21 protein-coding genes are annotated in these 26,436 nt (G+C 46.9%); 4 read left to right on the forward strand and 17 right to left on the reverse strand.

The features are described 5' to 3' along the window. Positions 1-19: 19 nt before the first annotated feature. Genes CWE13_RS06505 through CWE13_RS06515 form a run of 3 tightly spaced genes read right to left on the reverse strand, consistent with a single transcriptional unit; the run spans position 20 to position 3,733 of the window. Positions 20-1,978, reverse strand: coding sequence for a MacB family efflux pump subunit (locus CWE13_RS06505; RefSeq protein WP_126806998.1), 1,959 nt, complete (start codon positions 1,976-1,978; stop codon positions 20-22). A gap of 4 nt (positions 1,979-1,982) precedes the next feature. Further along, on the reverse strand, positions 1,983-3,110 hold the full coding sequence (locus CWE13_RS06510) for an efflux RND transporter periplasmic adaptor subunit (protein WP_126806999.1): 1,128 nt from the start codon (positions 3,108-3,110) through the stop codon (positions 1,983-1,985). A gap of 2 nt (positions 3,111-3,112) precedes the next feature. Beyond that, positions 3,113-3,733, reverse strand: coding sequence for a thymidine kinase (locus CWE13_RS06515; RefSeq protein ID WP_126807001.1), 621 nt, complete (start codon positions 3,731-3,733; stop codon positions 3,113-3,115). A gap of 229 nt (positions 3,734-3,962) precedes the next feature. Here CWE13_RS06515 and CWE13_RS06520 point away from each other — a divergent pair, with 229 nt between their 5' ends. Next, positions 3,963-5,264 carry an adenosine deaminase family protein gene (locus CWE13_RS06520; protein ID WP_241973645.1) on the forward strand — a complete coding sequence of 434 codons (1,302 nt, stop codon included), beginning with the start codon at positions 3,963-3,965 and terminating at the stop codon, positions 5,262-5,264. A 107-nt stretch (positions 5,265-5,371) separates the two neighbouring features. On the opposite strand, the gene CWE13_RS06525 is transcribed toward CWE13_RS06520, so the two are convergent. The 6 genes from CWE13_RS06525 to CWE13_RS12565 form a co-directional block, all read right to left on the reverse strand. Next, entirely contained in the window at positions 5,372-6,436 is a 1,065-nt protein-coding gene (locus CWE13_RS06525) for a cyclase family protein (RefSeq protein WP_126807003.1), read from the reverse strand. 55 nt (positions 6,437-6,491) lie between these two features. After that, on the reverse strand, positions 6,492-7,946 hold the full coding sequence (locus CWE13_RS06530; protein ID WP_126807005.1) for an NAD-dependent succinate-semialdehyde dehydrogenase: 1,455 nt from the start codon (positions 7,944-7,946) through the stop codon (positions 6,492-6,494). A 12-nt stretch (positions 7,947-7,958) separates the two neighbouring features. Further along, positions 7,959-9,353: a sigma-54 interaction domain-containing protein gene (locus tag CWE13_RS06535; protein ID WP_126807007.1), complete on the reverse strand. Its 1,395-nt coding sequence runs from the start codon at positions 9,351-9,353 to the stop codon at positions 7,959-7,961. Next, positions 9,346-10,761: a hypothetical protein gene (locus CWE13_RS06540; RefSeq protein ID WP_126807009.1), complete on the reverse strand. Its 1,416-nt coding sequence runs from the start codon at positions 10,759-10,761 to the stop codon at positions 9,346-9,348. Before CWE13_RS06540 ends, CWE13_RS06535 begins: the two co-directional genes overlap by 8 nt. A gap of 64 nt (positions 10,762-10,825) precedes the next feature. Next, entirely contained in the window at positions 10,826-12,001 is a 1,176-nt protein-coding gene (locus CWE13_RS06545; RefSeq protein WP_126807011.1) for an iron-containing alcohol dehydrogenase, read from the reverse strand. A 294-nt stretch (positions 12,002-12,295) separates the two neighbouring features. Beyond that, entirely contained in the window at positions 12,296-12,535 is a 240-nt protein-coding gene (locus CWE13_RS12565; RefSeq protein WP_198677922.1) for a hypothetical protein, read from the reverse strand. 16 nt (positions 12,536-12,551) lie between these two features. Between CWE13_RS12565 and CWE13_RS06550 the strand changes: the two genes are divergently transcribed. After that, a complete protein-coding gene (locus tag CWE13_RS06550; protein ID WP_241973646.1) occupies positions 12,552-13,652 on the forward strand; it encodes a porin in 1,101 nt (366 codons plus the stop codon). Between the two features lie 81 nt (positions 13,653-13,733). Here CWE13_RS06550 and ssb read toward each other — a convergent pair whose 3' ends face one another. Continuing rightward, complete coding sequence (gene ssb / locus CWE13_RS06555) at positions 13,734-14,309, reverse strand: single-stranded DNA-binding protein (protein ID WP_126807013.1); 576 nt, start codon at positions 14,307-14,309, stop codon at positions 13,734-13,736. A 19-nt stretch (positions 14,310-14,328) separates the two neighbouring features. Beyond that, complete coding sequence (locus CWE13_RS06560; RefSeq protein WP_126807015.1) at positions 14,329-15,699, reverse strand: MFS transporter; 1,371 nt, start codon at positions 15,697-15,699, stop codon at positions 14,329-14,331. Positions 15,700-15,827: 128 nt separating this feature from the next. Between CWE13_RS06560 and uvrA the strand changes: the two genes are divergently transcribed. Both uvrA and CWE13_RS06570 read left to right on the forward strand, forming a co-directional pair. Continuing rightward, positions 15,828-18,662, forward strand: a complete 2,835-nt coding sequence (uvrA, locus tag CWE13_RS06565; RefSeq protein WP_126807017.1) for an excinuclease ABC subunit UvrA — start codon at positions 15,828-15,830, stop codon at positions 18,660-18,662. Positions 18,663-18,665: 3 nt separating this feature from the next. Continuing rightward, entirely contained in the window at positions 18,666-19,607 is a 942-nt protein-coding gene (locus CWE13_RS06570) for a glutaminase (protein WP_126807019.1), read from the forward strand. Here CWE13_RS06570 and CWE13_RS06575 read toward each other — a convergent pair. From CWE13_RS06575 to tuf, 6 genes are all read right to left on the reverse strand, one after another. Continuing rightward, the gene (locus CWE13_RS06575; RefSeq protein WP_126807021.1) at positions 19,564-20,391 is read right to left on the reverse strand and encodes a hypothetical protein; all 828 of its coding nucleotides are present in this window, start codon (positions 20,389-20,391) and stop codon (positions 19,564-19,566) included. The two genes, CWE13_RS06570 and CWE13_RS06575, sit on opposite strands and share 44 nt — an antisense overlap. Before the next feature lie 80 nt (positions 20,392-20,471). Continuing rightward, on the reverse strand, positions 20,472-22,079 hold the full coding sequence (locus tag CWE13_RS06580) for an AbgT family transporter (protein ID WP_126807023.1): 1,608 nt from the start codon (positions 22,077-22,079) through the stop codon (positions 20,472-20,474). A gap of 11 nt (positions 22,080-22,090) precedes the next feature. Beyond that, positions 22,091-23,137 carry a PepSY-associated TM helix domain-containing protein gene (locus CWE13_RS06585; RefSeq protein WP_126807025.1) on the reverse strand — a complete coding sequence of 349 codons (1,047 nt, stop codon included), beginning with the start codon at positions 23,135-23,137 and terminating at the stop codon, positions 22,091-22,093. Then, the gene (locus tag CWE13_RS06590; RefSeq protein WP_126807027.1) at positions 23,125-23,862 is read right to left on the reverse strand and encodes a hypothetical protein; all 738 of its coding nucleotides are present in this window, start codon (positions 23,860-23,862) and stop codon (positions 23,125-23,127) included. Before CWE13_RS06590 ends, CWE13_RS06585 begins: the two co-directional genes overlap by 13 nt. Positions 23,863-24,072: 210 nt before the next feature. Further along, positions 24,073-25,050 (reverse strand): DUF4382 domain-containing protein, encoded by a 978-nt coding sequence (locus CWE13_RS06595; RefSeq protein ID WP_126807029.1) that lies wholly within the window; start codon positions 25,048-25,050, stop codon positions 24,073-24,075. Between the two features lie 194 nt (positions 25,051-25,244). Beyond that, positions 25,245-26,429 (reverse strand): elongation factor Tu, encoded by a 1,185-nt coding sequence (gene tuf, locus CWE13_RS06600; RefSeq protein ID WP_126807031.1) that lies wholly within the window; start codon positions 26,427-26,429, stop codon positions 25,245-25,247. Positions 26,430-26,436 lie beyond the last annotated feature (7 nt).

Genomic DNA, 26,436 nt, shown 5'->3' on the forward strand with positions numbered 1-26,436 from the left:
TTTTTAGTTATTAACTTGGCTACTCACTAGCAAGTGCTTGCACAGGATCAAGCTGAGCCGCTTTTCGGGCTGGAATATAACCGAAAATTAAGCCGGTTAAGAAGGCACAACCAAAAGCCATAATAACCGGCCCGGCGGCGAACACAACCGAACTCCCGAAGGTAGAGATAACCCAGGTAATACCAAGGCCTAAACTCACCCCTATCAAGCCACCTAATAAGGCAACCGTTACCGCTTCTACTAGAAACTGCATGCGGATTTGCGCCGCGCGCGCACCTACCGCCATCCGGATACCAATCTCTCGGGTACGTTCGGTTACACTCACCAACATGATATTCATAACCCCGATACCACCCACTACAAGCGAAATAACCGCAATAACGCCAAGCAACAGTGTCATGGTGTTCTGCGTTTCAGTGGCAGTTTCAATGATCGAGGCCATATTGCGAATTTGAAAATCTTCAACACCATGGCGTTCAAGCAACAACCGATGAACTTCATCGTTCGCATTCTGCATCATGATTGGATCGCTACTTTCCACAGCAACGGTTACATTGCGTAAAAAACGCTGGCCAAACAACCGTAATGAACCAGTGCTGTATGGTACAAACACCACATCATCTTGATCTTGCCCCCAAGGGGACGCGCCACGCTCACTCATTACACCAATAACACGAAATAAAACGTTATTGATAAGCATCACTTCGCCCAACGGATCCCGATCAGGAAACAGCTGTGTGGCTACCGTTTTCCCAATTACGGCTACGGTGGCATACAAATCTTCATCTTCTTGGGTAAAGAAGCTGCCGTATTCCACGTCCCATTGGCGCGCCAGCGGGAATTTGTGATAAGTAGCATTCACCTGTGCTTCTTTATCAAAGCCTGAACGTCGAAGCGTGCGGTTACCGGTTAATTCTGGCACTGCCGCCAAAATATTCGGCAACTCATTGATTGCATCCACATCCTCGGGCACCAAGGTTGCCACACTCCAGCGCCCACGCTGATTCGGCGCTCCCGGGAACACCGTTAACAAGTTCGAACCCATGGCACTAATACGATCAACGACGTCCTGACGGGCACCTTGGCCGATAGCCAGCATGGAAATAACCGCAGCAACACCAATCACGATACCAAGCAACGTTAATGCCGTACGGAATATGTTTTGCCGCAAAGCGGTTAATGCTGTAATCACTGAGCGGCCAGCATCCATCAATGGGCTAGGCTGCCCAGAACCCGGGCCTTTCGCCGGTGCTACGTGAGCACGAACATCACGGTTGCGCGTATCACTGAGAATATGCCCATCTTTTAATTCGATCACGCGATCAGCGTGCGCCGCTACTTCATGATCATGGGTAATCAGAATAACGGTATGGCCCTGCTTAGAAAGATCTTGAAGCAACGCCATAACTTCTTTACCACTTTGGCTATCTAATGCACCGGTTGGCTCATCGGCTAAAATAATTTCGCCGCCGTTCATGAGTGCACGAGCAATAGAAACACGCTGTTGCTGACCACCAGAAAGCTCAGAAGGCTTATGGTGCATACGCTCTTCGAGGCCAAGCCGTGTTAGGAGCTGCTCAGCACGCGCATGCCGTTCATCGCTAGGCATTGATGTATAACCGGCAGGCAACTCAGCGTTTGCCAATGCGGTAGCCCCACCCAGCAGATTATATTGTTGGAAAACAAAGCCAAAAGCACTACGCCGTAACTTCGCTAATTCATCGGTATCCATTTCCGCAACTTTCTGTCCTTGGAAATAGTATTCCCCCGATGTGGGCTTATCTAAACAGCCCAAAATATTCATCAGCGTTGATTTACCGGAACCAGAGCTACCCACGATAGCCACGAAATCACCGGCATCAATATCTAAATCAATACCATGCAACACTTGGGTATTGATTGGCCCCGTTTGATAGCTTTTAGTAAGCCCACGAATACGGATCATCGGCTCGTTTGTTTGCTGTTCCTGCTTAGCCATTTACTTAGCCTCGCCCCATGCGTGGGCCGCCAGGCATACCTGCCATGGTTGGAATAACAACCTCATCACCCGCACTCAAACCGGATTTTATTTCCGTGTGCACTCGATCACTGATGCCAAGCTCTACAGAAACCGCTTCTACACTGCCGTTCCGCATTACTTGAACTTCACCGGTGCCACGGCCAGTAGGCCGTACCGCTGAAGCCGGAACCGAAACCACTTGTTCTGCGCTCTCAACAACAAAGAAAACTTGCGTTGTCATTTGCGGTAATAGGACGCCGTCTGGATTTGGAATTTCAAATAGCGCGTTATATAGCACCACGTTATTTTCAACTACGGGTGTTGGCTCAATAATATCAAGCGTGCTGTACCAACGCTGACCTCGATTCCCAAGCGTTGTAAAGTAAACATCCATACCATTGCGTAAGCGGCTTATATCAGCCTCAGAAACCTGAGCTTCTACCAACATGGTTGAAAGATCAGCAATGGTCATAATGGTTGGTGTCGTCTGTGCAGCATTCAACGTTTGCCCACGGCGAGCAGCAATACTCGTTACCGTTCCCGACATCGGCGCAAAAATTCGGGTGTAGTTTAAGTTCGCTTCGTCCGCACGCAAACTTGATTCTGTTTGCTCTATTTGCGCTTGCACGGCATCTAACCGTGCAGCCTCTGCCCGCGCGGTTGCTTCAGCGCTTTGCACCAGCTCTTCCGACGTTGCCCGATCCACGAATAGTTTTTCTTGCCGAGCTAAGTTGATTTCCGACAGGTCTAACGTTGCTTGGCGCTCGCGCAGTTGTGCCTGTTGATAACGTAACTGAGCACGCACACCATCTAACCGTGCCTCTAATACCGTAGCATCAATTTCGGCAAGGATATCTTCAGCATTAACTTCATTCCCAACTTCTACGTGTAACGTTTCGAGCTGCCCTGAAACCTGCGCACCTACATCAACATAATCAAGCGGTTGCAAACGGCCCGTTGCAGTTACCACAACCTCAATATCGCGTAGTTGCGCTTTTGTTGTGTTAACACGTTGTTCGCCATTATCCTTTGGCCAAAAATACCAAGCGGCTGCCGCAACAACTACAATAATAACTACGGCCCATAACCAGCCACGTCCTGTTTTCTTCATTCTTAAACATCCTCAATCAAGGGAAAAGACTGCTGGTCTATTCCAGCAGCCGCTAAAGCTTCAACCCAGTGTTTACGACAACACGAGACATATCGATCGTTGCCACCAATCGCAACTTGCTCGCCAGAGTTTAATGCTGTGCCATTCTCATCACAGCGATACACCATGGTGGCCTTGCGGCCGCAGAAGCAAATCGTTTTAATTTCATTTAATTTATCGGCAATCGCTAACAACGTAGCGCTGCCCGGAAATGCATTACCGAATGCATCGGTGCGTATGCCATAGCACATCACCGGAACTTTCAATTCATCTACCACACGAGCGAGTTGCCACACTTGTTCTGGCGTTAAAAACTGCGCTTCATCGAGCAAAATACAATCGATTGCCTGCCGTTTTAAAAGGCTCTCAATACGCTGAAATAAATTCGTTTTGCCGGTAAACGTTTCGGCACTTCTCGCCAGCCCCAAGCGGGAATGAATTTTTCCCTCGCCTTCTCGGGTATCAAGTGCCGGTGTTAACAAAACAACTTTTTGTTCCCGTTCTTCGTAGTTATAAGCTACTTGCAATAACGATGTGCTTTTTCCAGCGTTCATTGCCGAATACGTAAAATATAGAGATGCCATGTTCTATCATTCTTCTTGTTAAATAGTGCGTTACTAACCCAATTTAAAACCAACCAAAAGGTTAAGTAAACTTTACCATCAGTATATGCAGCATGATGGTTTGCCTATTTCAGTAGCAACGGCACCGACAATAATCAAGCGCGTGAAAGCGCGCAACGCAAAACCGCGCAAACGCATGAAAAATGCGATACAATGCACGGTTAAATTCACGTGTAGGGGTATTTATTCTATGTCACAAAAAATGTCGCAATTGTCTTCTTCTTCAGCCAATGCAACGGGAGCCACTAAAAATCCGGCTCACACTACTTACTCGTTGGATTTCATTCGTGAAATTCCGAAAGCGGATATACACCTACACCTCGATGGTAGTTTACGCCCTCAAGGCCTAATTGAAATGGCCAAACGCAGCAAAATAGAGCTGCCATCATACACCGTAGAAGGCTTGAAGGAACTGGTTTTCAAAGACAAATACCAGAATCTCGGCGAATATTTAAACGGTTTTCAGTACACCTGCGCAGTACTCCGTGATTTAGAAAACATGGAGCAATCTGCTTACGAATTGGCAATGGATAACCTAGAAGAAGGGGTTAATTACATTGAAGTTCGTTTCGCACCACAGTTATTAATGGACCCAACCGTTGGCATCGGCTTTGATGAAGTAATGCACGCGGTCAATAATGGTTTAGCAAAAGCTAAAGCTGAATATAACAGCCGCCCTGATGTGGGTATTACCGCGGGCTTAAAGCCTCCTTTTGAATATGGCATTATCAACTGCGCCATGCGTTCGTTTGGTAAAAAGGGCTTCTCGCCATACTACACCCAGCTATTCACTTTGTTACGTGACCACGATTCTATGGCCGTTATTAAAGCTGCCGCCATGGAGTTGATTCGCGCCAGCGTGCGTATGCGTGATGAAGAAGGGTTGCCGATAGTAGGGTTAGATATTGCCGGCCAAGAAAACGGCTTCCCAGCGCATAAATTCAAAGAAGTATATGAGTACGCGCACCAAAACTTCTTATTAAAAACGGTTCACGCGGGTGAAGCGTATGGCGCTGAAAGTATTTTTGAGGCACTTACCACCTGTTACGCCGATCGTTTAGGCCACGGTTATTCTTTGTTTTCGCCAGATATGATTGAAGATACTGCAATCACCGATAAAGAAGCGTATAGCCAATCGCTTGCTTCTTATATTGCTGATCGCCGAATTGCGATTGAAGTATGTTTAACCAGTAACTTGCAAACTAACCCGGCTATTGGTGATATCAAAAACCACAATTTCCGCCATATGTTGGACCATCGTATTGCAACGGTTATATGTACCGATAACCGTTTAGTTTCGAATACCACCGTAAGTGATGAATACAAGTTAGCTCTGGATAACTTCCCAGTTCCATTAAAGCGTTTAAAAGATATGGTGGCCTACGGGTTTAAGAAGAATTTCTTCCCCGGCACTTATGTTGATAAACGTGCGTATGCCAAACATACGCTTGAATATTTCGACGTTGTAGCGCGAAAGTACGGCTTTATCTAAACGGTTACCTACTACAAGCACTATCCGTGAATAAAACAAAAGCCGCTCAGGTATGTTCTGAGCGGCTTTTTGTATACAGCAGATAGTATTCTCTACCGCTTAATTATTTATTTTATAACGATTGGGTTTACTGGTGACCCTGAGCCACGAGCCATTTTCAAAGGTGCTGCGGTAAACAAAAATGAATACTGCCCATCACTGGCGCTGTCGGCAGCCAGATCATCTAGCCAATATAGCTCGCTCAACACCACGCCCAAATCACGCATCAACGCGCCGTGCAATGGAATAACCAGAGTTTCACCATCAATATCTTGCGGCACCAGCTCTACTGCAAGATTATCAGAGGCGATGAAAGGAATTTCCATATCATCAATCCACTCAATCAAATCATGGCTATAGCATAAACCAGGCTCTGTCATTGCATCCCAAGGTGCATCTGGATTTTCTTGATAAAAGCGAGCAATCGAGCCTGTGCGTATTAGTAGAATATCGCGCTTCTCAATCGTAACGTTCTGAGCAGCGGCGGTTGCTTTTAGATCCGCCAAGGTAACACATGAACTTGGCGCTAACCGGCCAACACTGCCACCTTTATGCTTGCCAACGTCTAACAATACGCCTCGCCCAACCACTCCATGGTTACCTAGCACCCCAACATCTACATGATCGTGCCCATGCACTGTGCTCTCCGAACTTACACCACCGTAAACTTTATCCGCGTACCACGCATGCCCAAGTGCATCAACGTGTGTGGTGCCTTGCAAATACATAAATACCGCGTCATCAGAGTACTTTACGCCACCCGCTAAGGGTTCAAGCTTATTCGTTGAATACAAACCCTCGTCTTGTGACATGAAGTGCATGGTTGGAACGCGCCCAGGGAATACCGGCCCAACACCGTGTGTCATCGGCAATTGTAGGGTAAATACTTTACCCGATTTTACCGCCGCATTTCCGCGCCGAGCTTGTTCCGCATCTAGATAATTGAGTGCGCCGATTTGATCATCTTCACCCCAGCGCCCCCAGTTATTTGGCATATCTTGCTGTAAGCGCTCAATGGTACTTTTATGCGCATGGTCGTCGGCATAGACTACGTTGCTAACCGCCTGAACGCCGAGTAATCCGCTAGCACATGCACCAATGAGCAGGCCTAGTTTCGTTGTCATTATTTTCATTACTATCACCTTATTGTTGGATTTATTTTCTACTCACACACTGCTATCGAAGCGATTAACTATCGATACACAGATACTTAAATTCACTGTATTCATCAATACCTTGACGCGCACCTTCGCGCCCAAGGCCAGAGGCTTTTATGCCACCAAAAGGGGCTGTTGCGTTTGAAATAAGCCCGGTATTAATCCCTATCATTCCGGCTTCGATGCCTTCAGAAACGCGGCGTACTCTGCCTAAATCGCGAGAATAGAAATAGGCCGCCAAACCAAATTCGGTAGCGTTGGCAAATTCAATACCTTGTTCTTCGGTATCGAAAGCAATAATGGGAGCCACTGGACCAAATGTTTCTTCGCGCGTGCACAACATTTTCTGCGTTCCATCGGCTATAACGGTCGGGGTAAACCATGTGCCACCTAGCTCATGGCGTGAGCCACCACACACAATTCGGCCACCGTGTGCAAGCGCATCAGCAATATGCTCCTCAACTTTTTCAACCGCAGATTCCGAAATAAGAGGGCCGATCACAACACCTTCATCGAACCCATTCCCCACTTTCAACGCTTCTACTTTCTTCGTAAGTTTTTCCACAAAATCAGCGTAAACGCCTTTCTGCACATAGATTCGATTCGCACAAACGCATGTTTGCCCAGCATTCCGGAACTTACTATCCATAACGCCCTGAACTGCAGCTTCAATATCCGCATCATCAAACACCAAAAACGGTGCGTTGCCGCCAAGTTCCAGCGATACACGCTTTACGGATGGTGCACAGGCTTCCATGAGCAGTGAACCGATTGCGGTAGAGCCTGTGAAGCTCAATTTCCGAACAAGCTCACTTTCAGTGAACACTTTTCCAATGGCTTTCGCGGATCCCGTAACTACGCTAAAAACGCCAGCCGGAACACCAGCTTCGGCAGCCAATGCGGCTAGTGCTAGCGCCGTTAGCGGCGTTTCGCTCGCAGGCTTGACTACGATAGTGCAGCCTACTGCAAGTGCAGGCGCTACTTTGCGGGTAATCATCGCGGCCGGGAAGTTCCATGGTGTAATAGCGACACAAACCCCTACCGGTTCGCGGGTGACAATAATGCGCTGAGAAGTTTGTAGCCCTGGAATAGTTTCCCCATAAACGCGTCGCGCTTCTTCAGCGAACCATTCGATATAGCTAGCAGCATAGGCAATTTCGCCCTTAGCCTCAGCAACCGGCTTGCCTTGCTCAAGGGTCATTAATTCGCCGAGTTCCTGCTGCTTTTCCATCACTAACGCGTGCCATTTTTTCAAAATCGTGGCGCGTTCTGCGGCGGTTTTCTGCCGCCAGGCCGGAAGCGCATCGTGCGCGGCTTGAATTGCACGCTCTGTTTCGGCACTCCCGAATGCAGGCACTTGCGCTATCTCGCTGCCATCAGCCGGATTAGTAACCGCAAAAGATTCGTTACTATCACTTGCAACCCATTCGCCACCTACATAGCAGCGATCGTAGATGAGTGCTCTTGTTGCTTCACTTATAGGCATAAACTACTCCAATTAATTTTTTACAGGTGTTAACTCTGATGTATCAGATTTCGGTACTTGATTACGCCAACGCTTTAATTTCTTCACCAGTGTTGATTGATCTATACCCAATACGGCTGCGGCGGCACGAGTGGTTCCATGCTCCGCAAGGGCCATTTCAATAATATGTTGTTCAAAATTATCCACGCGCGCTTTCAGGCTCTCATCATCGGCCACTTCACGTGGTTGCCAATCCGGAAACACCTCACTGGGCAGGTGTTGTAATTGAATAACTGCGCTTTCGGCAGTAACCACCATGCGTTCGGTAAGATTCATCAATTCACGAATATTCCCGGGCCAATCGTATCGCTTCAGCACAGTTAAGCACTCATTGCTCCAGCTACAATCATGCTCGTGCTGTTGATTAAAAACATTTAAGTAATGTTGCAACAACGGCGTGATTTCTTCGCGGCGCTCTCTTAAAGATGGCAGGGTTACCGGCACCACACTAATACGATAGAAAAGATCTTCACGAAACTTCCCCTGCTCAACTTGCTGCCGAAGCTGGCGGTGCGTTGCGCAAACAAGCCGAAAGTTTGTGGGTTTAAATTCCGTTCCGCCTACCGGCAGTAGGCGGTTTTCGGAAAGCACTTTAAGGAGCTTTGCTTGGAGCGATAATGGCAAATCACCAATTTCATCAAGTAATAACGTGCCGCCACTCGCTACCTCAAGCAAACCAGGCTTCCCTTTGCTAGAAGCGCCGGTAAATGCCCCAGGCGCATAGCCGAATAGTTCAGCCTCGAGCAAAGCTTCGGGCATCGCTGCACAATTGAGCTCCAAAAAAGGGCCTTCCGGTGTTGCCGAGTGTTGATGGATAAACCGCGCCAGCATGGTTTTACCGGTGCCCGTTTCGCCTTCGATAAGCACCTTAGCTGAGGTACTCGCCACTCGCCGTGCCAGCTCATAACTTGCGCGAGTGGCTTTACTCACAATTAAATCTTGAGCGGGAACATTTGTGCTTGGGGTTAACCCATAGGTATCACGAACGGTAAGCAGCTCTTGCAGTTGCTCTTGTGCATGTTTTGCTCTAAGCAACTCCGTAACATCTCTAACCGTTGTTACGATATATTCGAGGTCACCGGTGCTATCAAACATCGGGGTTCCGCTGACTACAATTTTCCGGCTATCGTGAATGGTTTGTACTAAGGTAACCGGTTGCAGCTCCCGCAAAACCTCAAGCGAAACAGAGCGCGAAATGTAGCCCGCCTTCACTACCTCCGACATATGCAGCCCCACAACCTTGTGGCGCTGGATGCCAGTAATACGCTCATACGCTTTATTAACCGTTAGCGTTATGCCTTTTGCATCGGTGATATATACGCCATCTTGCAGCGCATCGATAATGCGTTGTAAATCGCGATTATTCATCTTCGTTTCCTAGCTTCTCAGAGCTTTGTTGGTCTTTCACAAAGGTTTCATCAACTTCGCCACTAAAGAACTGCCGACCATAAATCAATAAACACAACAGCACACCAACAGCAAACGCCCATGCAGCTCCCTTAATAACCAACACTGCGGCGATAACGCCGGCGATGCCCAAATCGCGTTGGCTTTGGGCTTGCATAATGCCGATTCGAACGCTTACGTATCCCTGAATCAATAGCGTTAACGCCAAGGCAATACCCAGAATAGGCTGCACTAAACTCACAATTGGCAATAATAGAAGGCCTGTATTGGTACCCCAACGAAAAGAGCCTGAACCGCCAAAAATAGAATCCATGGCGGCCTTACCCTTTTTATAGCGCTCTACAACCACAACATGCATCGCTGCCCATAACGGCCCACACATCACCACATCAGGGCCAAACACGCTCATTCCTAAGTTGCGGCCACCAAAAATCAAATGCGCTCTATTCGGGTTGTAATCGATTTTTTCATCGCTACGCACTTCATCCGCTTCGGCGAGTAATGCTTTGCTTTGCAGCACATCCCCAAAAAGCACAATATAGGCTGCCAAAACGGTTGGAATTGCGGTGAGGTACATCATTAAGGGTGGAAAGCCTAACCCAAATAATGTGTATTCATTCCACATCAACACAAAATCAGGTTTAGTAAAGCCCCACTCAACATCAGGCCACGGCGCTTCACCAAAGAGTGGCGCAATAACAATCGCCAAAACGATAATCGGAAAAATACCCAGTTTCCCAATGGTTGCCCACACTCTTCCGCGGCTTTGCAGCCCAGCAAAATGCTTGGAAAATATCAGATAAAAAGCCACACCAACGGCAATAGTAATGGTGAACGGGTATTGCTCAAACCGGCCCCCTTCTGAGAACACTACGGTAATCGCGGCCAGCCCTGCGCCCATGATCACACCGGCCTTAATGGCCGCAGGGATCATCCGCACTACCTTACTCGCTAACTTAGTTTGCCCAAGCACGATGGCTAAAATCCCAAGCATCATCTGGAACGCGATAAGCGCGTGAACGCGCGCTTCCCCCTCAGGAAAGGCTGACACATACAAAATTAACAAGGGAATCGCGGGTGTAATCCAACCCGGTACTACTGGATCGCCAAGCATGTGGTGAAGCAGATAAAGTAGGCCATTCAGAATAACGATAGCAATCGCCGCTTCAAACGGCATGCCTAGTAATTCTGTCATTAACGGAATGGCCGCGAGATCAACCGCACACATGAGTAAACCCTGAAAGTAATCAGGCAACTCAAAGCGATAATGCACAAATGGTAGCCGCAGCTTAAACGGCCCCAATGGGGTATAAGGCGCTTCCGCCCCTGCTGCACGATTTCGCCAGCGATTAAATTTTGGTGAACTCAACTCAAGCTCCTAATTTTATTGTTATTCGTTAATTCAGCATTGAATTATTTTTGGTTCTTGGTTTTTAATATGCGGCTTGGTAAATCGCTAAAATATCGTTTTCAGAGAGTGTTCGAGGGTTGTTGCGCAACAACCGTTCTACCTTCACCGCTTCTGCGGCTAACTGTGGTAGTGCATCCTGAGGAATATCAAAACTGCTCAACCCTTTTGGAATATGTACATCAGTGCAAAGTTGATGGAGTTGCGCAATCACCCAATCAGCCGCTTCAATATCGGTGTAATCTTTACTATCGAGCCCAAACTGATGCGCGATATCACGGAACCGTTCCGGGCAGGCAAGCTTGTTCCATTCCATCACGTAAGGCAGCATAAGCGCGTTGCTTACCCCATGTGCCAAGTGATAACGGCCACCAAGCGGATAAGCCAGCGCATGCACCGCACCAACCCCAGCATTACCAAATGCTAAACCCGCTAATAGACTACCAGTGGCCATATCTTCACGAGCTTCTAAGTTATCTGGCTTCGCATAAGCTTTCGGTAATGCGTGATAAATCATGTGCATTGCTTTGATGGCTAGCGCATCGGTAACTGGGCTAGCAAAGTTAGAAATATACGCTTCAATGGCGTGAACCAGCGCATCAACGCCACTAGCCGCTGTTACACTACGTGGACAGCTAACCGTAAGCTCTGGTGCTACTATCGCGACATCTGGCAGTAAGTAATCACTTACTATCCCCTTTTTCACCTGATTTTCAGTGTCCGCCAAAATAGCAATGTTGGTTACTTCAGAGCCAGTGCCAGCTGTTGTGGGCATACAAATAAGTGGAATGGTGCGCGCTGGAACCTTATTTTCGCCAAAGAAATCATGAATTTTTACCGCTTGCTGCTTCGCACCTTCGGCAAACACCGCAACACATTTCGCGATATCCATTGCGCTGCCACCGCCAATGGCAATTACGCCATCATGGTTGCCGCGATTAAAAATATCGGTGCATTGTTGAACTACCGCAACCTCAGGTTCCGGCGGAACAGCATCAAAAATATTTAAATCAGTATTATTTAAAGCCGAATTGATTTTAGTGATTAACGGATCGAGGGTGCCAGATTGGCGAACGCCGGTGTCCGTAACTAGAAGAGGGTTTCGTATGCCTAAGCGCTGCATTTGCACGATTAGCTCCGAGCTTGCATTAAGCCCCGTAATCAATCGCTGTGCTGATTTAAAATAGCTTACTGCCGCCATATATGCTCCTACTCCTCTCTACGCCTTGATTGTTCAACAAGGAAATAACAATAGTTAAGAGAATAGCAACATCTATGCCAAGATGCTAAATAACGGTAAGGCATTGATATTAATTGCAAAAACCAAAGCAAAGAGAAATACCGCTATCGTTTTGATGATTTACTTCATCAATAACTGCCAATTATGATGAAATAAATCATCATAGTGGGTGATGTATTCAGTTAATATTGATGAAATTTTTCCCGCCCTTGATGCAGAAAAACACTCAAGCAAGCTATCTCACCACCTCACCCTTCACCAAAACCCAATATAAATCAAGTTATTAAAAGCAAATCCTTGTTTGGCACATAACTTGCTTTCATTTATTCGTTTAGCACTTTTCCAATGCGGAGGCGCATCTTGTTGTGTGAGTGAGCCTCCGCCTACATTTAATAAAAAGAGAGCAATCATAATGAAAACAATAAACAAGGTGAATTCTCGAAAAATCTCATACCAGAAGCTAATTTTAGGATTAGCTTCTAGTGCTGCGATCATAGCAAGTAACACCGCCATGGCGAACGATATTGAATACGCCGATTGGACATTTAGTTTCGGCGGCTATATCAACACCCACGCAATATTTGTTGATTGCGATACCAGCGGCAATACCGTTGCAGGGAATGCCTTGCTCTGCACGGGCGACGACGCTGCCTCGGTAACCAACGGATATAGCCCTGCTAGTTTTAATTTCTCCGCCAGCACTGAGCGGGACGGCTTCGATATTAGCGCAGTGCTTGCAATTGAGCCTGGAACCACCGATAACGCCGCGTTTAATGGAAATGGCGATAACAGAGCTTATCGAGCTTACTTTACGGTAGGAAACGATGACTACGGAACCATTAAAGCCGGCCGCGATTACGGCGTATTTGGTATCGATATCGTACTTGAAGATATGTCGCTTGGTGGTGTTGGTGCACCCGCGTTAGTTAAAAGCCCTTTAAACACTCAACTAGGTGCTGCTGGCTACGGTTATATTTTCACGGATAGGCTTTCGCAAATCACCTATTCGTATAGCGCCAGCAATGGTATTAGCGGAGCGTTTGGGATATTTCAGCCACTCGATTTTCTATCCTTTGGTGGAAATGGCTACGTAGGTGATAGTGGCAGTAAGCAACCCGGATTCCACGGTAAACTCCGCTATGATCACGATAGTGGCTATATCTCCAGCACATTCTTACAGCAGGATATTTCCACCCCATTAAATAGCTATAGTGCCTACGGTGTAGATGTAACCGCTACTCTAAATATCGCCAATAATCGTTTGGTTATTTCTGCATTTAACGCCGATGGTTTAGGGTACTACGGCCTTTTTATTGACGCCGCAGATGTGAACGCAGTTCCGAGAAAATCGTCCGGTTGGTTCACGCAAGCTACCCATACTCGAGGTGCAACTAAGTTTGGTGTGAATTACGGTGTTTCTCAAGTAGATCGCACAGCAACCGATACACCGCTTCAGCTTGATGAACAAAAGAAATTAACCTTGGGCGTATACCGTACGTTCTGGCAACACTTTACTCTTGCCGCTGAATTTTCCGATATCACCGCAAGCAATCATCAAAACGAAGAAATCAAAAATACAGCGTTTAGTGTTGGTTTAGCGCTAGCGTTCTAAGCCAAATCTAAGTTCTTACAAAAAAGCGGGGGCATTTAAACAATGCCCCCGCTTTCATATTTTCTAGCCCTTTAGTAAAAGTCAGAAGGGAATATCATCATCAAAATCGTTATCCAATGGCGCTGGTTGTGCTGGGCGTTGTTGGCTTTGGTTTTGATTTTGTGAACCCTGATTTTGCTGACCCTGATTCTGTTGGCCGCCTTGGTTTTGAGAACCTTGCGCTGCGTAACCTTGGTTAGAGCCTTGACCAGAACCTTGATTCGAGCTTTGGTTATAGTTCTGTGATTGGCCACCGAAATCGCCACCACCGCCGGCTCCGCGGCTATCAAGCATTTGCATTTCATTACACACGATTTCTGTGGTGTATTTATCTTGGCCATCTTGGCCCTGCCACTTACGCGTTTGCAAACGGCCTTCAATATATACTTTTGAACCTTTTTTCAGGTACTCGCCAGCGATTTCAGCTAAACGGCGATAGCACACAATACGGTGCCATTCGGTGATTTCTTTTTGCTCACCGGTTTGCTTATCTTTCCATGATTCGCTCGTTGCCACGCTAAAGTTTGCAATAGCGGTGCTGTTTTGGGTGTAACGAACTTCCGGATCTTGGCCCAGATTACCCAAAATAATTACCTTATTAACCCCACGACTGGCCATAAATCTCTCCTGTTATCTTTTACTGAAAACGCGCCACGATTCCATTAATCGCGGTGGCATCATATTCATCTTTTTTAATTTTCAAATAGGTTGCGCCTTCATCAGGTATAACGATGGCTTCCTCAATTCCGGCCGCTTCCGTAAGCGCGCTGGTGAGCTCGCGAGCTTCGCTCGGCGAAAGCGTGCGCGTAACAAAATTGAGGCGCGTAGTAGCAGACACCTGCAGCAAACCAATACTAAACAGCAACCAACATACTAGCAGGGCTACGCAAAAAAGCACAACGGCAAAAGCACCGGCACTTTGAAATAAGAAACCGCCCGCTACCCCACCTACAAAAGCGCCAAAAAACTGGCACGTGGTATATAAACCGCTGGCACTGCCTTTACTTCCGGCGGGTGCGTGCTGGGTAAGCAATGCCGGAAAGCTCGCTTCGAGATAGTTAAACCCAATAAAAAACACCCAAACCGAGAATACCAAGCCCCACAAGTGGCCTTCAAAAACAGCAATCGCTGACAAGGAAACCACTAACATAAGCATCGCAATCCGCATGCCCAATACTTGCTTCTGTTTGCGCAACAACGCGATCATCATCGGAATCATTACCGCGAACGATAGCAACAATGTTGGCAGGTAGAGCCAGCTATGGTGTTCAGCGGCAAGGCCGGCATCTACTAACTGCAACGGCAACGTAACAAACCATGCGGTTAACACTAAATGCAGTACAAACACACCAAAGTTTAAGCGTTGTAATTGCATGTTTTTAAATAATCGGCCAAGTTCTTTTGGTACCGGTAACACATCACGGCTAGGCACTTGCTGGTAAGTTTCTGGCATACCCCGCCACATCAGCAAAATACCACCTACGGCAAGGGCAGCCGTTAGCCAAAACAAACCCGACATACCAATCACACCACCCAATAGCGGTGCGATAATAAGTGCCAAAACAAACGATAAACCAATACCCATGCCGATGACGGCCATTACTTTTGGCCGTTGTTCTTCACGGGCGGAATCGGCCGCTAACGCTAAAACCGCACCGGCAATGGCACCTGCACCCTGTAACACGCGGCCAACAATAACGCCTTGCATCGTATCGGCAAGCGCTGCTACTACACTACCTATGGCAAAAATCGCTAAGCCAGCCAGAATTACTGGGCGCCGGCCTATACGATCAGAAAGCCAGCCCATTGGAATTTGTAAGAATGCTTGAGTAAGCCCATAGGCACCAATAGCTATCCCCACTAGGAAAGGGCTGTAATCAGGGTAACTTTGGCCATAAATAGCCAATACCGGCATGATCAAAAATAGCCCCAACATGCGTAAACCAAAAATTGAGGCTAATGCTGCTGCGGCTTTTTTCTCTGTACGATTCAATCCGTTTTGCTTCATTACAGGCGGTTTGTCCACTTCGTAAAATCTGGCCAAGTCTAACAGAATTAGATGTAAGACGTCAGTTAGAAATCGCGCTGATTTGTGCGATAATGCACGATTACACTTTGCTCGCAAGAAAGGATGTTATGGATAAAATAGAAGTTCGCGGTGCTCGCACCCATAATCTGAAAAACATCAACCTGGAAATTCCGCGAGATAAGCTGGTGGTGATCACCGGGCTTTCCGGCTCAGGAAAATCATCGTTAGCATTTGATACCTTGTATGCGGAAGGCCAACGCCGTTATGTAGAATCACTTTCTGCTTACGCGCGCCAATTCTTGAGCCTTATGGAAAAGCCGGATGTTGATTCTATCGAAGGCCTTTCACCGGCCATTTCGATTGAGCAGAAATCAACATCGCATAACCCGCGCTCAACCGTGGGTACCATCACCGAAATTTATGATTACCTGCGCCTTATGTTTGCGCGCATCGGCGAACCACGCTGCCCGGACCATGATGTGGCATTAGCAGCGCAAACGGTATCGCAGATGGTAGACCAAGTGCTGGCACTGCCTGAAGGCAGTAAAATCATGTTGTTGGCCCCCATTGTTCAAGGCCGTAAAGGCGAACACCAAAAAACACTCGAAAACCTAGCAACGCAAGGCTACTTGCGAGCTCGTGTTGATGGCAATGTGTGCGATCTTAGCGATCCGCCTAGCCTAGAGTTACACAAAAAGCACAATATTGAAGTGGTTATCGATCGCCTTAAAGTGCGCCCAGGATTAGAGCAACGCTTAGCGGAATCCTTCGAAACCGCGCTAGAAATGTCCGGCGGTACGGCATTAGTGGTGCCTATGGACGACGCGGATAAAACCCCACCCATTATATTTTCGGCCAACTTTGCCTGCCCACATTGTGGCTATAGCATGCAGGAACTCGAACCCCGTTTATTTTCCTTCAACAACCCAGCCGGGGCTTGCGGTTCTTGTGATGGTTTGGGTGTTGAGCAATATTTTGATGCCGATAAGTTAGTAGGTAACCCTGAGTTAAGCTTAACCGGCGGCGCAATTCGCGGTTGGGATAAACGTAACTTCTACTACTACCAAATGTTGCGCTCGTTAGCCAAGCAGTTTGAATTTGATTTAAACGTGCCATTTCAAGAGTTACCTGAAGATATCCGCGAGCTGGTGTTACAAGGTTCCGGCACCACTGAAGTGAAATTTAATTACGTGAATGATCGCGGCGATACCGTGGTGCGCAAGCATCCTTTCGAGGGCATTATTCCAAACCTCCAGCGCCGTTATCGAGAAACTGATTCGGCCGCCGTGCGTGATGATTTATCCAAATATCTCACCACCAAGCCTTGCCGGAGTTGCCATGGCACACGGTTGCGCCAAGAGGCGCGTAACGTGTTTGTAAATGATACAACACTGCCGGAAATTGTAGAGCTAGCGATAGGCGATGCGTTGCAGTTCTTCACCGACATAAAGCTCACCGGCCAGCGCGAGAAAATTGCTGAAAAGATATTAAAGGAAATCAATGATCGCCTGCGTTTCTTAGTGAATGTTGGCTTGAATTACTTGAATTTATCTCGGAGCGCAGAAACGTTATCGGGCGGTGAGGCTCAACGTATTCGTTTGGCCAGCCAAATTGGTGCAGGTTTAGTGGGCGTGATGTATGTGCTTGATGAACCTTCTATCGGTTTACATCAACGTGATAACGAACGTTTGCTTACTACCCTTTGCCACTTGCGCGATTTAGGCAATTCGGTGCTTGTTGTTGAGCATGATGAAGATGCAATTCGCGCTGCCGATTATGTAATTGATATTGGCCCCGGCGCAGGCGTTCATGGTGGTGAAATTGTAGCGCAAGGCACTTACGATGACATAGTGGCAAGTGAGGGTTCACTAACCGGTGATTACCTTTCTGGCCGCAAGCGTATTGAGATTCCGAAGAAGCGGAATAAACCCGGTAAAGAATGGCTGGAACTGAAAGGTGCACGTGGAAATAACTTAAAGAATGTTAATTTCAAACTGCCCATCGGTTTAATGACCTGTGTAACCGGCGTTTCTGGTTCTGGGAAATCAACCTTGGTGAACGATACCTTGTTCCCACTTGCGCACCGTGAACTTAACGGCGCGACTACGGGCACCATAGCCCCACACGATAGTGTGCATGGTTTAGAGCTGCTGGATAAAGTTGTAGATATTGATCAAAGCCCTATCGGCCGCACACCGCGCTCGAACCCGGCTACCTACACCGGTATTTTTACACCGATCCGCGAGTTGTTCGCTGGCGTGCCCGAATCACGTTCGCGCGGCTACAAGTTAGGCCGCTTTAGTTTCAATGTGAAAGGTGGTCGCTGCGAAGCATGCCAAGGCGATGGTGTTATTAAAGTTGAAATGCATTTCTTACCTGATGTGTATGTACCTTGTGATGTGTGTAAAGGTAAGCGCTATAATCGCGAAACCTTAGAAATCCAATACAAGGGTAAAACCATTGATGAAGTGTTGGAACTCACTGTAGAAGATGCGCGCGAGTTTTTCGATGCCATCCCTGCAATTTCACGCAAGCTACAAACCTTAATGGACGTTGGCCTTTCCTATATTCGTTTAGGCCAAGCCGCTACTACGCTATCAGGCGGTGAAGCACAACGGGTTAAATTGGCGCGTGAACTGAGCAAGCGCGATACCGGTAAAACATTATATATTCTTGATGAGCCTACCACCGGTTTGCATTTCCATGATATTCAGCAATTACTTACGGTATTGCACAGGCTACGTGATCACGGCAACACCATTGTCATCATTGAGCACAATTTGGATGTTATCAAAACTGCAGATTGGATCGTTGATCTCGGCCCTGAAGGCGGTAGCGGTGGTGGCGAAATTCTCACTACCGGAACACCTGAACAGGTTTGCGAATCAGAAGTTTCACACACCGCGCGCTTTTTAAAGCCGTTATTAGTGAAGCCGGAGTAGTTTATGGAAGGTACCCCGCAACAACCGAAAAACTGTTCAAGCTTACTTGAAGAGTTAGTAGCGGAAGCACGTAAAGCATCACCGGGCGGCCAAGTAGCGGATTATATTCCGGCCTTGGCCCAAGTTGATGCCGATTGTGTAGGTATTGCGGTGGTTGAACTCGATGGCACGGTACATACCGCAGGGGATGCCAACGTACCTTTTTCGATTCAAAGTATTTCAAAAATTTTTGGTTTGGCATTGGCCATGGATCGTATGGACGACACGCTCTGGGAACGTGTACGCATGGAGCCTTCTGGGCAAGCTTTCAATTCAATTGTACAGCTTGAATGGGAGCATGGTATTCCGCGTAACCCCTTCATTAACGCCGGGGCTATTGTGGTGGCGGATGTGCTTACCAGCCGTTACTCCTCGAGTAAAACGGCATTTGTGCAATATGTACGGCAATTGTGCAGCAATGAAGCAATTCATGCCGACCACGACGTTTGGAACTCAGAGAAAGAACACGGAAATCGCAATGCGGCACTAGCGTACTTGATGAAGAGCTTCGGCAACATTGATTCGAGCGTTCCGGAAGTGCTTGATCACTATTTCTTTCAGTGCTCAATTGCGATGAGCTGCGTTGATTTAGCGCGCAGCTTGGGATTTTTAGCAAATAAAGGGATACAGCCGGGCACTCAGCAACGTGTTTGCGATGCTCGCTCTGCTCATCGCATTAATGCTTTGCTTTCCACTAGCGGTATGTACGATCAATCGGGAGAATTTGCCTTTACCGTTGGTTTGCCGGCAAAAAGTGGTGTAGGTGGCGGTATTATTGCTGTGGTTCCCGATTATGGCGTTATATGCGCTTGGAGCCCACCGCTAAATCGTTTTGGTAACCCGGCTCGTGCTGTTGAGATGATCACTCAATTTGCGTTGCGTTTGGGGCTGTCTGTGTATCATTAACATCATCGATTGCGAGCGTTAATGAGTAGCGCGCCAAGCTTTCTTGAATATCGGGCTCGCGAATAAGCGCATAAATAATATCCATCAACTCCTGCTGAGAAATAGCGCTGTTTTCGCGCATAATAATTTGCGTTGTGTAAGTACCATCGGGGTCAGGCGCAGCATAAATACCACTGATCAATTGCGGTTGTTCAACCTTTAACCAATTTACATATTCATCAGTGAGAATAGCAAACTTAATGCGTTGATTACGCAACATGGTAAGCACGGTTTGCTGCGAATCCGCTCGGTACATCATGTAATCGCGTTCCGATTTACCGGCGTCAATTTGGTATTGCGTAAAGTTATAATGATAGCCCACAACACCGCCAAGCCTATCTTCTGGTAACGGTTGCCAGTATTCGTTTTGTAGCGAATACATGCGATCGGAACCATGAATCAACGGAGGGGATGCAACATAGTTCATGTCAGGCTTCCAACCCCATATTTCTGATTCAAAAAATATCACATCACAACAACCTACATCGCTAATGGCTTCATAGCGTTCTTGCGGTCGTACTTCGCGAATTAAAAATTGATAGGTGCTTTGCCGTTCGTTTAGTTCGTGAACAAGGTCGCCAAGAAAGTGCTTGGGCATTCGCGATGAGTAATAAGGTGGGAATTCATAGGCGGCTACAAAAATGGGGATGGGTTCAATTTGGTTATCTTCCTCCACAGAAACTTCCTCGGCAGAAGCAGAACCAAGTAAGAAAGCAACACTAAAAGACCACCACCATCGTTTCATTTTATGTTTGCATTCCTAAAAAATGTAGCTGCGAAACCTTACAATAGGCTTCGCAGCCATTTCTTATATATGCCCTTAGGCTATTGCCCTATTGAGTAATAGGTTGCCGCTCCAGGGCCTACCGGAAGCCCAAATGCGAATACCCATAAGTAGAATAAGGTTACCCAACCAACAAAGAAAACCAAAGTGTAAGGTAACATCACCGAAATTAAGGTTCCTATACCGATATCTTTTTTATACCGCGCAGCTACTGCTAATATCAAGCCAAAATAACTCATCATTGGGGTAATAATATTGGTTACGGAATCACCAATACGATATGCCGCTTGAATCAATTCTGGCGCGTAGCCAATTAGCATAAGCATGGGTACGAAAATTGGTGCCGTGATAGCCCACTGCGCAGAAGCTGAGCCTAACATGAGGTTCACGAATGCACACATTAAGATAAAGAGCACAAATACCAGCGGCCCAGTTAGGTTTATCGCTTCTAAGAATGCCGCGCCATTAACCGCCATTATCGTGCCGAAATTGGTCCAGCCAAAGAATGCTACAAACTGAGCGGCAAAAAATACCAACACAATATATAGCCCCATGCTGCTCATTGTTTTCGACATTGCGTGAATAACATCAACATCATTGCGCATGGTGTGCGTTACACGACCATATACATAACCTGGAATTGCGAAGGTAATAAAGATATACACCACAATACCGTTTAAAAATGGTGAGCCCTTAACGCCACCTGTTTCTTGGTTTCGCAATACTCCCCACTCCGGCACTATGGTTAATACTAATAAAGCTGCCAATACAAGGAAGGTTAAGCCAGCAAAGGCGAGCCCGCGTTTTTCCTGCGGTGCTAGCTTTTCCATTTTCACATTGCCATCGTCTTCGTAATCAGGATCCGCATCCGAGGGGTTATATTTTCCTAGCTTAGGCTCCACAATCTTCTCGGTTACAATTGCGCCCAAAGCGGCAATCAAGAAGGTACTGGCAATCATGAAAAACCAGTTCGCCTCAGGGCCAACCACATAATCTGCATCCAGCAAGTTAGCCGCTTCCGTGGTAAACCCGGCGAGTAACGGATCCACCGTACCGATGAATAGATTCGCACTATAACCTGCAGAAACACCGGCGAATGCCGCGGCTAGGCCAGCTAAAGGGTGACGCCCTAAAGAATGGAAAATCATGGCAGCGAGGGGCACTAGTACTACATAACCAAGCTCAGATGCAGTATTGGAAATAACACCAGCAAACACCACAACAATAGTAACCATGCGCGGCGATGCGCCCATGACCATGCCGCGCATCATCGCAGAAAGCATGCCAGAGCGCTCAGCCACACCAACACCTAAAATAGCAACTAGAACCGTTCCAAGCGGAGCAAAACCGGTAAAGTTAGTAACGAGGTTTGAAACCATCCAGCGTAGGCCTTCACCGCTCATCAGGCTATTTACGGTGATAATGACACCTTCGTTACCCGGCCGTGGGTCGGCAGCGCTGACACCAAAAAATGCCGCGATACCACTCGCAATAACCACGAATAAAGCAAACATTGCAAACAGTGTTACGGGATGTGGCAATAAATTCCCAAGCCATTCCACAGTATCGAGAAAACGAGTAAACCAACCACGTTGTTCACCATTATTTGGGCTATTCTGCTTGTTCTGCTTAGGTTGCGCAGCGGCCATACCGTTCTCCTTTAATTCTTCGGTTCCACTTGTTGTGGATTATTATCTTTTTCGGGCTCTGATTCGGGAGCTTCTGAATTCATCGTTTCAGCTTCTGATTCATCTAGAGCAGGTTCATTTAAATGTGTATCTTCCGATGTTCGCGTTTCGTGCCCTGTTGTTGCCTCATTGCTACTCAACGCTAATGCATCTATTGGCATGCGTTTCGAGCGAAGCGAAGTATTGTACGGTAAACTAGCTCTGGCAACAAATGCCCCTTGCCACCATACGCGCACCAACATGACCACGCCCGTTAACACAAACCAAACGCTAAACAATCCAGCGGCGGCTATAAGAAGGTTATTGAAATCTCGCCCCCCACTGTAATCCATAAAGTGAAGGCGGTACATCCAATCGGCTATTTTCCATGGATCGTTGCGATGTCCCAACATCTCCCCACTCGCTTGATCAACGTATACGCGTGTATTTAAATCATCGGCAAAATGCACTTCAAATCCTGGCCCTGCCCAACCCGGAAAAGCTGAGCTGCGGTGAATATCACGTATACCATTGAACATGCCTGAGCCACTGTATGAATCTACCGCTAAGCGTTGTGCAGTGATAGCCGACGTTTGCCATCTATGCCCGGTTTCACCATCGAACCAAGCAACTGCATTACCATGAACATTCCGCCGGCTAGGATGCACTTCATGCCCTGGTTCAGGCGAAGGCACGTAGTAAACTTCAATACGCGGTGTGTCATCCAGTAGTGTTATAGAAACCGAACGAACATCACCAAGCCGCTCCAATTGAATATCGGGATTAGTATAACTTTGCATGCTACTTAGTGGCTTGGCGGGTAAGGTATGCATATATTGGCTAGCGGTGAGTGCTTCGCGGCCCTGCCAACTGAAATAGAACCCTGAAACGGTCCATATGATTACCTGAATAAACAAAATCAAACCTGCGCGCCGGTGCAAGCTGCTCAGAACCGAGATGGATAAGCTTTTTTTTAGCCAACTTTGCCGAGTTGAGTTAACCGGAACCTCAGAGCGAGAAAGTGGATTTAATCGCGCCATAACCGCCTCCAGCGCCGTGATAGCAACTTCTGCGCCAACAAACCGGTTCCCGACAATGCAATCAATAGTGTCATTATGGAAAAGAACTTAATCCAAGGCGTGGTAATATCAGAACGTTCATCGTAATCCATAATGTGCAGCATCCACATAAAATCGAACACACGCCAAGCACTATGGCGTTTTGTTACCAAATCGCCAGTACCGTGAGCAAGATATAAGGTGGTGGCGCGGTGATCAGAAAATTCAACTCGCCAAGCCGGTAAGTGAGCTGCACTCAATTCAGAGGGGGCTTCTTCGGTGAGCAATTGTATGGATGCTATTTCTGATTGCGTATTACCTTTTGGAGCATTGTAATATCGAACGGCTAGTTCTCGAATATCGTTCTCTGTGAGCGATACTGGAGAAAAATCATGAGCGTTTACTAACCGCTTTCCCGCGCTATCGCTAATCACAAAGTTATACGTATATGAGCCATCTATATAGCGGTTGACCAACCGGGCTTCAGTTGCATTAGGGAAGGTACTGGTAAGGTTGGGAATTTTATCTAAAAGTTGAAAATCAGATATTCGTTGGTCAGCTTGCTGAACCAAATGATCACCATGAATATATGGCAATTGCAGCACAACCATAAAGGCACCGGTAATGCTCCAAATAATAAGCTGGATACCAAACAACAATGTTAGCCATCGATGGGTTTTGCGATTTTTTAGTGCTTTAAAGCGCATATTTATTTGTTTTTATGGGCGAATGCGGAGGGTTCTTTTTAGCACGAAATGAAGCTAGATGGTAGTCAGATGGTGCTGTCCGAATGTTTGTTAGCCTGCTATTTTAAAAACATAAATTACCTGGCCACTTATTTCGCTCTGTTATCGCCATTAATTAAAAGCAAAAAGGCCAGCGATATGCTGGCCTTATGAACTTCGATTGATAAATACTTAATCTGTTGTGCCAATTACTATATTAACAGTACTGTCTGCCACAACTTCAATATTTTCATCGTAGAAAAATGCCAAATCTGTTTCTTCCTCGGCATCATCATCGATATCGCAGGTTACACCGACTGTGTAATTGCCTTGCTCAACAAAGCCGATTGCAAAATCGTAACTTGCCGCCCCGTCATAATAAACGGCTGCGCTTGCGTAAGGACCGTTCTCGTCGTCGCTATTATCACTCATATCTTCCCGTGCAATATCATGACCTGCATACAAATAAACGGCCGCTACCGGCGTACCTAAATTATCTGGCGTTACGTTACAGCCATTCTCAAGCAGTAATGTCTCAGACACTTGGCTCTCAATATGACCCACTTCAGCATTATTGACCAATCGTAGCCCACGAGGCTTAAGTAGATAATGCTGTAAGCCCGGAGGTGCAACAACCGCTTTTCGTAAATCAAACTCTAGCGTGTAATTAAACGTTTGATTCGCAGTTAGTGTAACACCATCTAAACGCAACTGATTTGAAGGAACACGTAGATCGTGAACAGTTCCATCCATTAATTCAATCTCACTACCGGATGCTATATCTAAACGAAGTTGACCATAATTTCCCGCTGCAACCTCGGCACCGGAAACTAGATCTTCGGCGGCCGCACCCTGTAACGTGAGCAGGTCAACACCTTTTGTATTTGGAATGGGATTTCCTGAATCATCAACGCAAAGATCATTAGCGGCCACTGCGCCATTTTCGCCACCTACTTCAAAACGTTGAGCAGGTTGACCGTTACCCACAAGCTCAACGCTTGAAAAGCACACTAATACGCGAGCAGCTTGATCGACAGCTGCGTCACTGACACCCAAAGAAAATACTGCGGTATCATCACCGCTATCAGAAGAATTACAGGCGGCCAGCATAAAAGCACTTAGCGCAGTAATTGCCGACGCTTGCATAATACGATTTAATTTGAACTTCATAACACCTTACCTTTTTATGAACCTTGAGTGCATAAATACTATATCTTGATTATGCTTCAGTTAAAGCGCCTGAAATTTAAAGTTGCTGTAAAGATAACGTGTGGTTGTATAAAGAAATTCTAAAAAGCGCATACAAAAATTAAGCAATAAAAAAGGCGCCCTAAGGCGCCTTCTTTTCGTGGTGTTATCTAAAATTAATCAAGAATCTTAGATACAACACCAGCGCCTACAGTACGGCCACCTTCACGGATTGCGAAGCGTAAACCGTCGTCCATAGCGATTGGTGCAATCAATTCAACTACGAATTTGATGTTGTCACCAGGCATTACCATTTCTACGCCTTCTGGAAGCTCTACAGCACCCGTTACGTCAGTTGTACGGAAGTAGAACTGTGGACGGTAACCTTTGAAGAATGGCGTATGACGGCCACCTTCTTCTTTGCTCAATACATACACTTCAGCTTCAAACTTAGTGTGTGGAGTGATTGAGCCTGGCTTCGCCAATACTTGGCCACGTTGAATATCTTCACGCTTAGTACCACGTAACAACGCACCAATGTTCTCACCTGCACGACCTTCGTCAAGCAACTTACGGAACATTTCTACACCCGTTACGATAGTTTTCGTGGTGTCTTTCAAACCAACGATAGCTACTTCATCACCCGTGTTCACGATTCCGCGCTCTACACGACCGGTTACTACAGTACCACGGCCTGAGATTGAGAATACGTCTTCGATAGGCATCAAGAATGGCTTATCGATATCACGCTCTGGCTCTGGGATATACGTATCAAGCGCTTCTGCAAGCTCTAGAATCTTCTGTTCCCATGCTTCGTCGCCTTCCAACGCTTTCAACGCTGAACCTTGGATTACTGGCAAGTCGTCACCTGGGAAATCGTACTCTGATAAAAGTTCACGAACTTCCATCTCTACCAATTCCAACAACTCTTCGTCGTCTACCATGTCGCACTTGTTCATGAATACTACGATGAACGGTACGCCTACCTGGCGTGATAACAAAATGTGCTCACGTGTTTGTGGCATTGGGCCATCGGTAGATGCTACTACTAAGATAGCGCCGTCCATTTGCGCAGCACCCGTGATCATGTTTTTCACATAATCCGCGTGACCTGGGCAATCTACGTGTGCGTAGTGACGTGATGGAGTATCGTACTCTACGTGTGAAGTAGAGATGGTGATACCACGCGCTTTTTCTTCTGGCGCGTTATCAATTTGTGCGAAGTCACGAGCAGAGCCACCGTAGTGCTTTGCTAATACAGATGTAATCGCTGCAGTAAGAGTAGTTTTACCGTGGTCAACGTGACCGATAGTACCTACGTTTACGTGCGGCTTAGAACGTTCAAACTTTGCTTTAGCCATTGCTATT

Origin of the sequence: Aliidiomarina shirensis (assembly GCF_003987345.1) — a bacterium.
In the GTDB taxonomy this organism is placed as follows: Bacteria; Pseudomonadota; Gammaproteobacteria; order Enterobacterales; family Alteromonadaceae; genus Aliidiomarina; species Aliidiomarina shirensis.

What these genes read in the sequence shown, in the direction of transcription:
- CWE13_RS06505 (WP_126806998.1), bottom strand. Translation starts at nt 1,978, where the DNA reads ATGGCTAAGCAGGAACAGCAAACAAACGAGCCGATGATCCGTATTCGT.
- CWE13_RS06510 (WP_126806999.1), bottom strand. Translation starts at nt 3,110, where the DNA reads ATGAAGAAAACAGGACGTGGCTGGTTATGGGCCGTAGTTATTATTGTA.
- CWE13_RS06515 (WP_126807001.1), bottom strand. Translation starts at nt 3,733, where the DNA reads ATGGCATCTCTATATTTTACGTATTCGGCAATGAACGCTGGAAAAAGC.
- CWE13_RS06520 (WP_241973645.1), top strand. Translation starts at nt 3,963, where the DNA reads ATGTCACAAAAAATGTCGCAATTGTCTTCTTCTTCAGCCAATGCAACG.
- CWE13_RS06525 (WP_126807003.1), bottom strand. Translation starts at nt 6,436, where the DNA reads ATGAAAATAATGACAACGAAACTAGGCCTGCTCATTGGTGCATGTGCT.
- CWE13_RS06530 (WP_126807005.1), bottom strand. Translation starts at nt 7,946, where the DNA reads ATGCCTATAAGTGAAGCAACAAGAGCACTCATCTACGATCGCTGCTAT.
- CWE13_RS06535 (WP_126807007.1), bottom strand. Translation starts at nt 9,353, where the DNA reads ATGAATAATCGCGATTTACAACGCATTATCGATGCGCTGCAAGATGGC.
- CWE13_RS06545 (WP_126807011.1), bottom strand. Translation starts at nt 12,001, where the DNA reads ATGGCGGCAGTAAGCTATTTTAAATCAGCACAGCGATTGATTACGGGG.
- CWE13_RS12565 (WP_198677922.1), bottom strand. Translation starts at nt 12,535, where the DNA reads ATGATCGCAGCACTAGAAGCTAATCCTAAAATTAGCTTCTGGTATGAG.
- CWE13_RS06550 (WP_241973646.1), top strand. Translation starts at nt 12,552, where the DNA reads ATGGCGAACGATATTGAATACGCCGATTGGACATTTAGTTTCGGCGGC.
- ssb (WP_126807013.1), bottom strand. Translation starts at nt 14,309, where the DNA reads ATGGCCAGTCGTGGGGTTAATAAGGTAATTATTTTGGGTAATCTGGGC.
- CWE13_RS06560 (WP_126807015.1), bottom strand. Translation starts at nt 15,699, where the DNA reads ATGAAGCAAAACGGATTGAATCGTACAGAGAAAAAAGCCGCAGCAGCA.
- uvrA (WP_126807017.1), top strand. Translation starts at nt 15,828, where the DNA reads ATGGATAAAATAGAAGTTCGCGGTGCTCGCACCCATAATCTGAAAAAC.
- CWE13_RS06570 (WP_126807019.1), top strand. Translation starts at nt 18,666, where the DNA reads ATGGAAGGTACCCCGCAACAACCGAAAAACTGTTCAAGCTTACTTGAA.
- CWE13_RS06575 (WP_126807021.1), bottom strand. Translation starts at nt 20,391, where the DNA reads ATGAAACGATGGTGGTGGTCTTTTAGTGTTGCTTTCTTACTTGGTTCT.
- CWE13_RS06580 (WP_126807023.1), bottom strand. Translation starts at nt 22,079, where the DNA reads ATGGCCGCTGCGCAACCTAAGCAGAACAAGCAGAATAGCCCAAATAAT.
- CWE13_RS06585 (WP_126807025.1), bottom strand. Translation starts at nt 23,137, where the DNA reads ATGGCGCGATTAAATCCACTTTCTCGCTCTGAGGTTCCGGTTAACTCA.
- CWE13_RS06590 (WP_126807027.1), bottom strand. Translation starts at nt 23,862, where the DNA reads ATGCGCTTTAAAGCACTAAAAAATCGCAAAACCCATCGATGGCTAACA.
- CWE13_RS06595 (WP_126807029.1), bottom strand. Translation starts at nt 25,050, where the DNA reads ATGAAGTTCAAATTAAATCGTATTATGCAAGCGTCGGCAATTACTGCG.
- tuf (WP_126807031.1), bottom strand. Translation starts at nt 26,429, where the DNA reads ATGGCTAAAGCAAAGTTTGAACGTTCTAAGCCGCACGTAAACGTAGGT.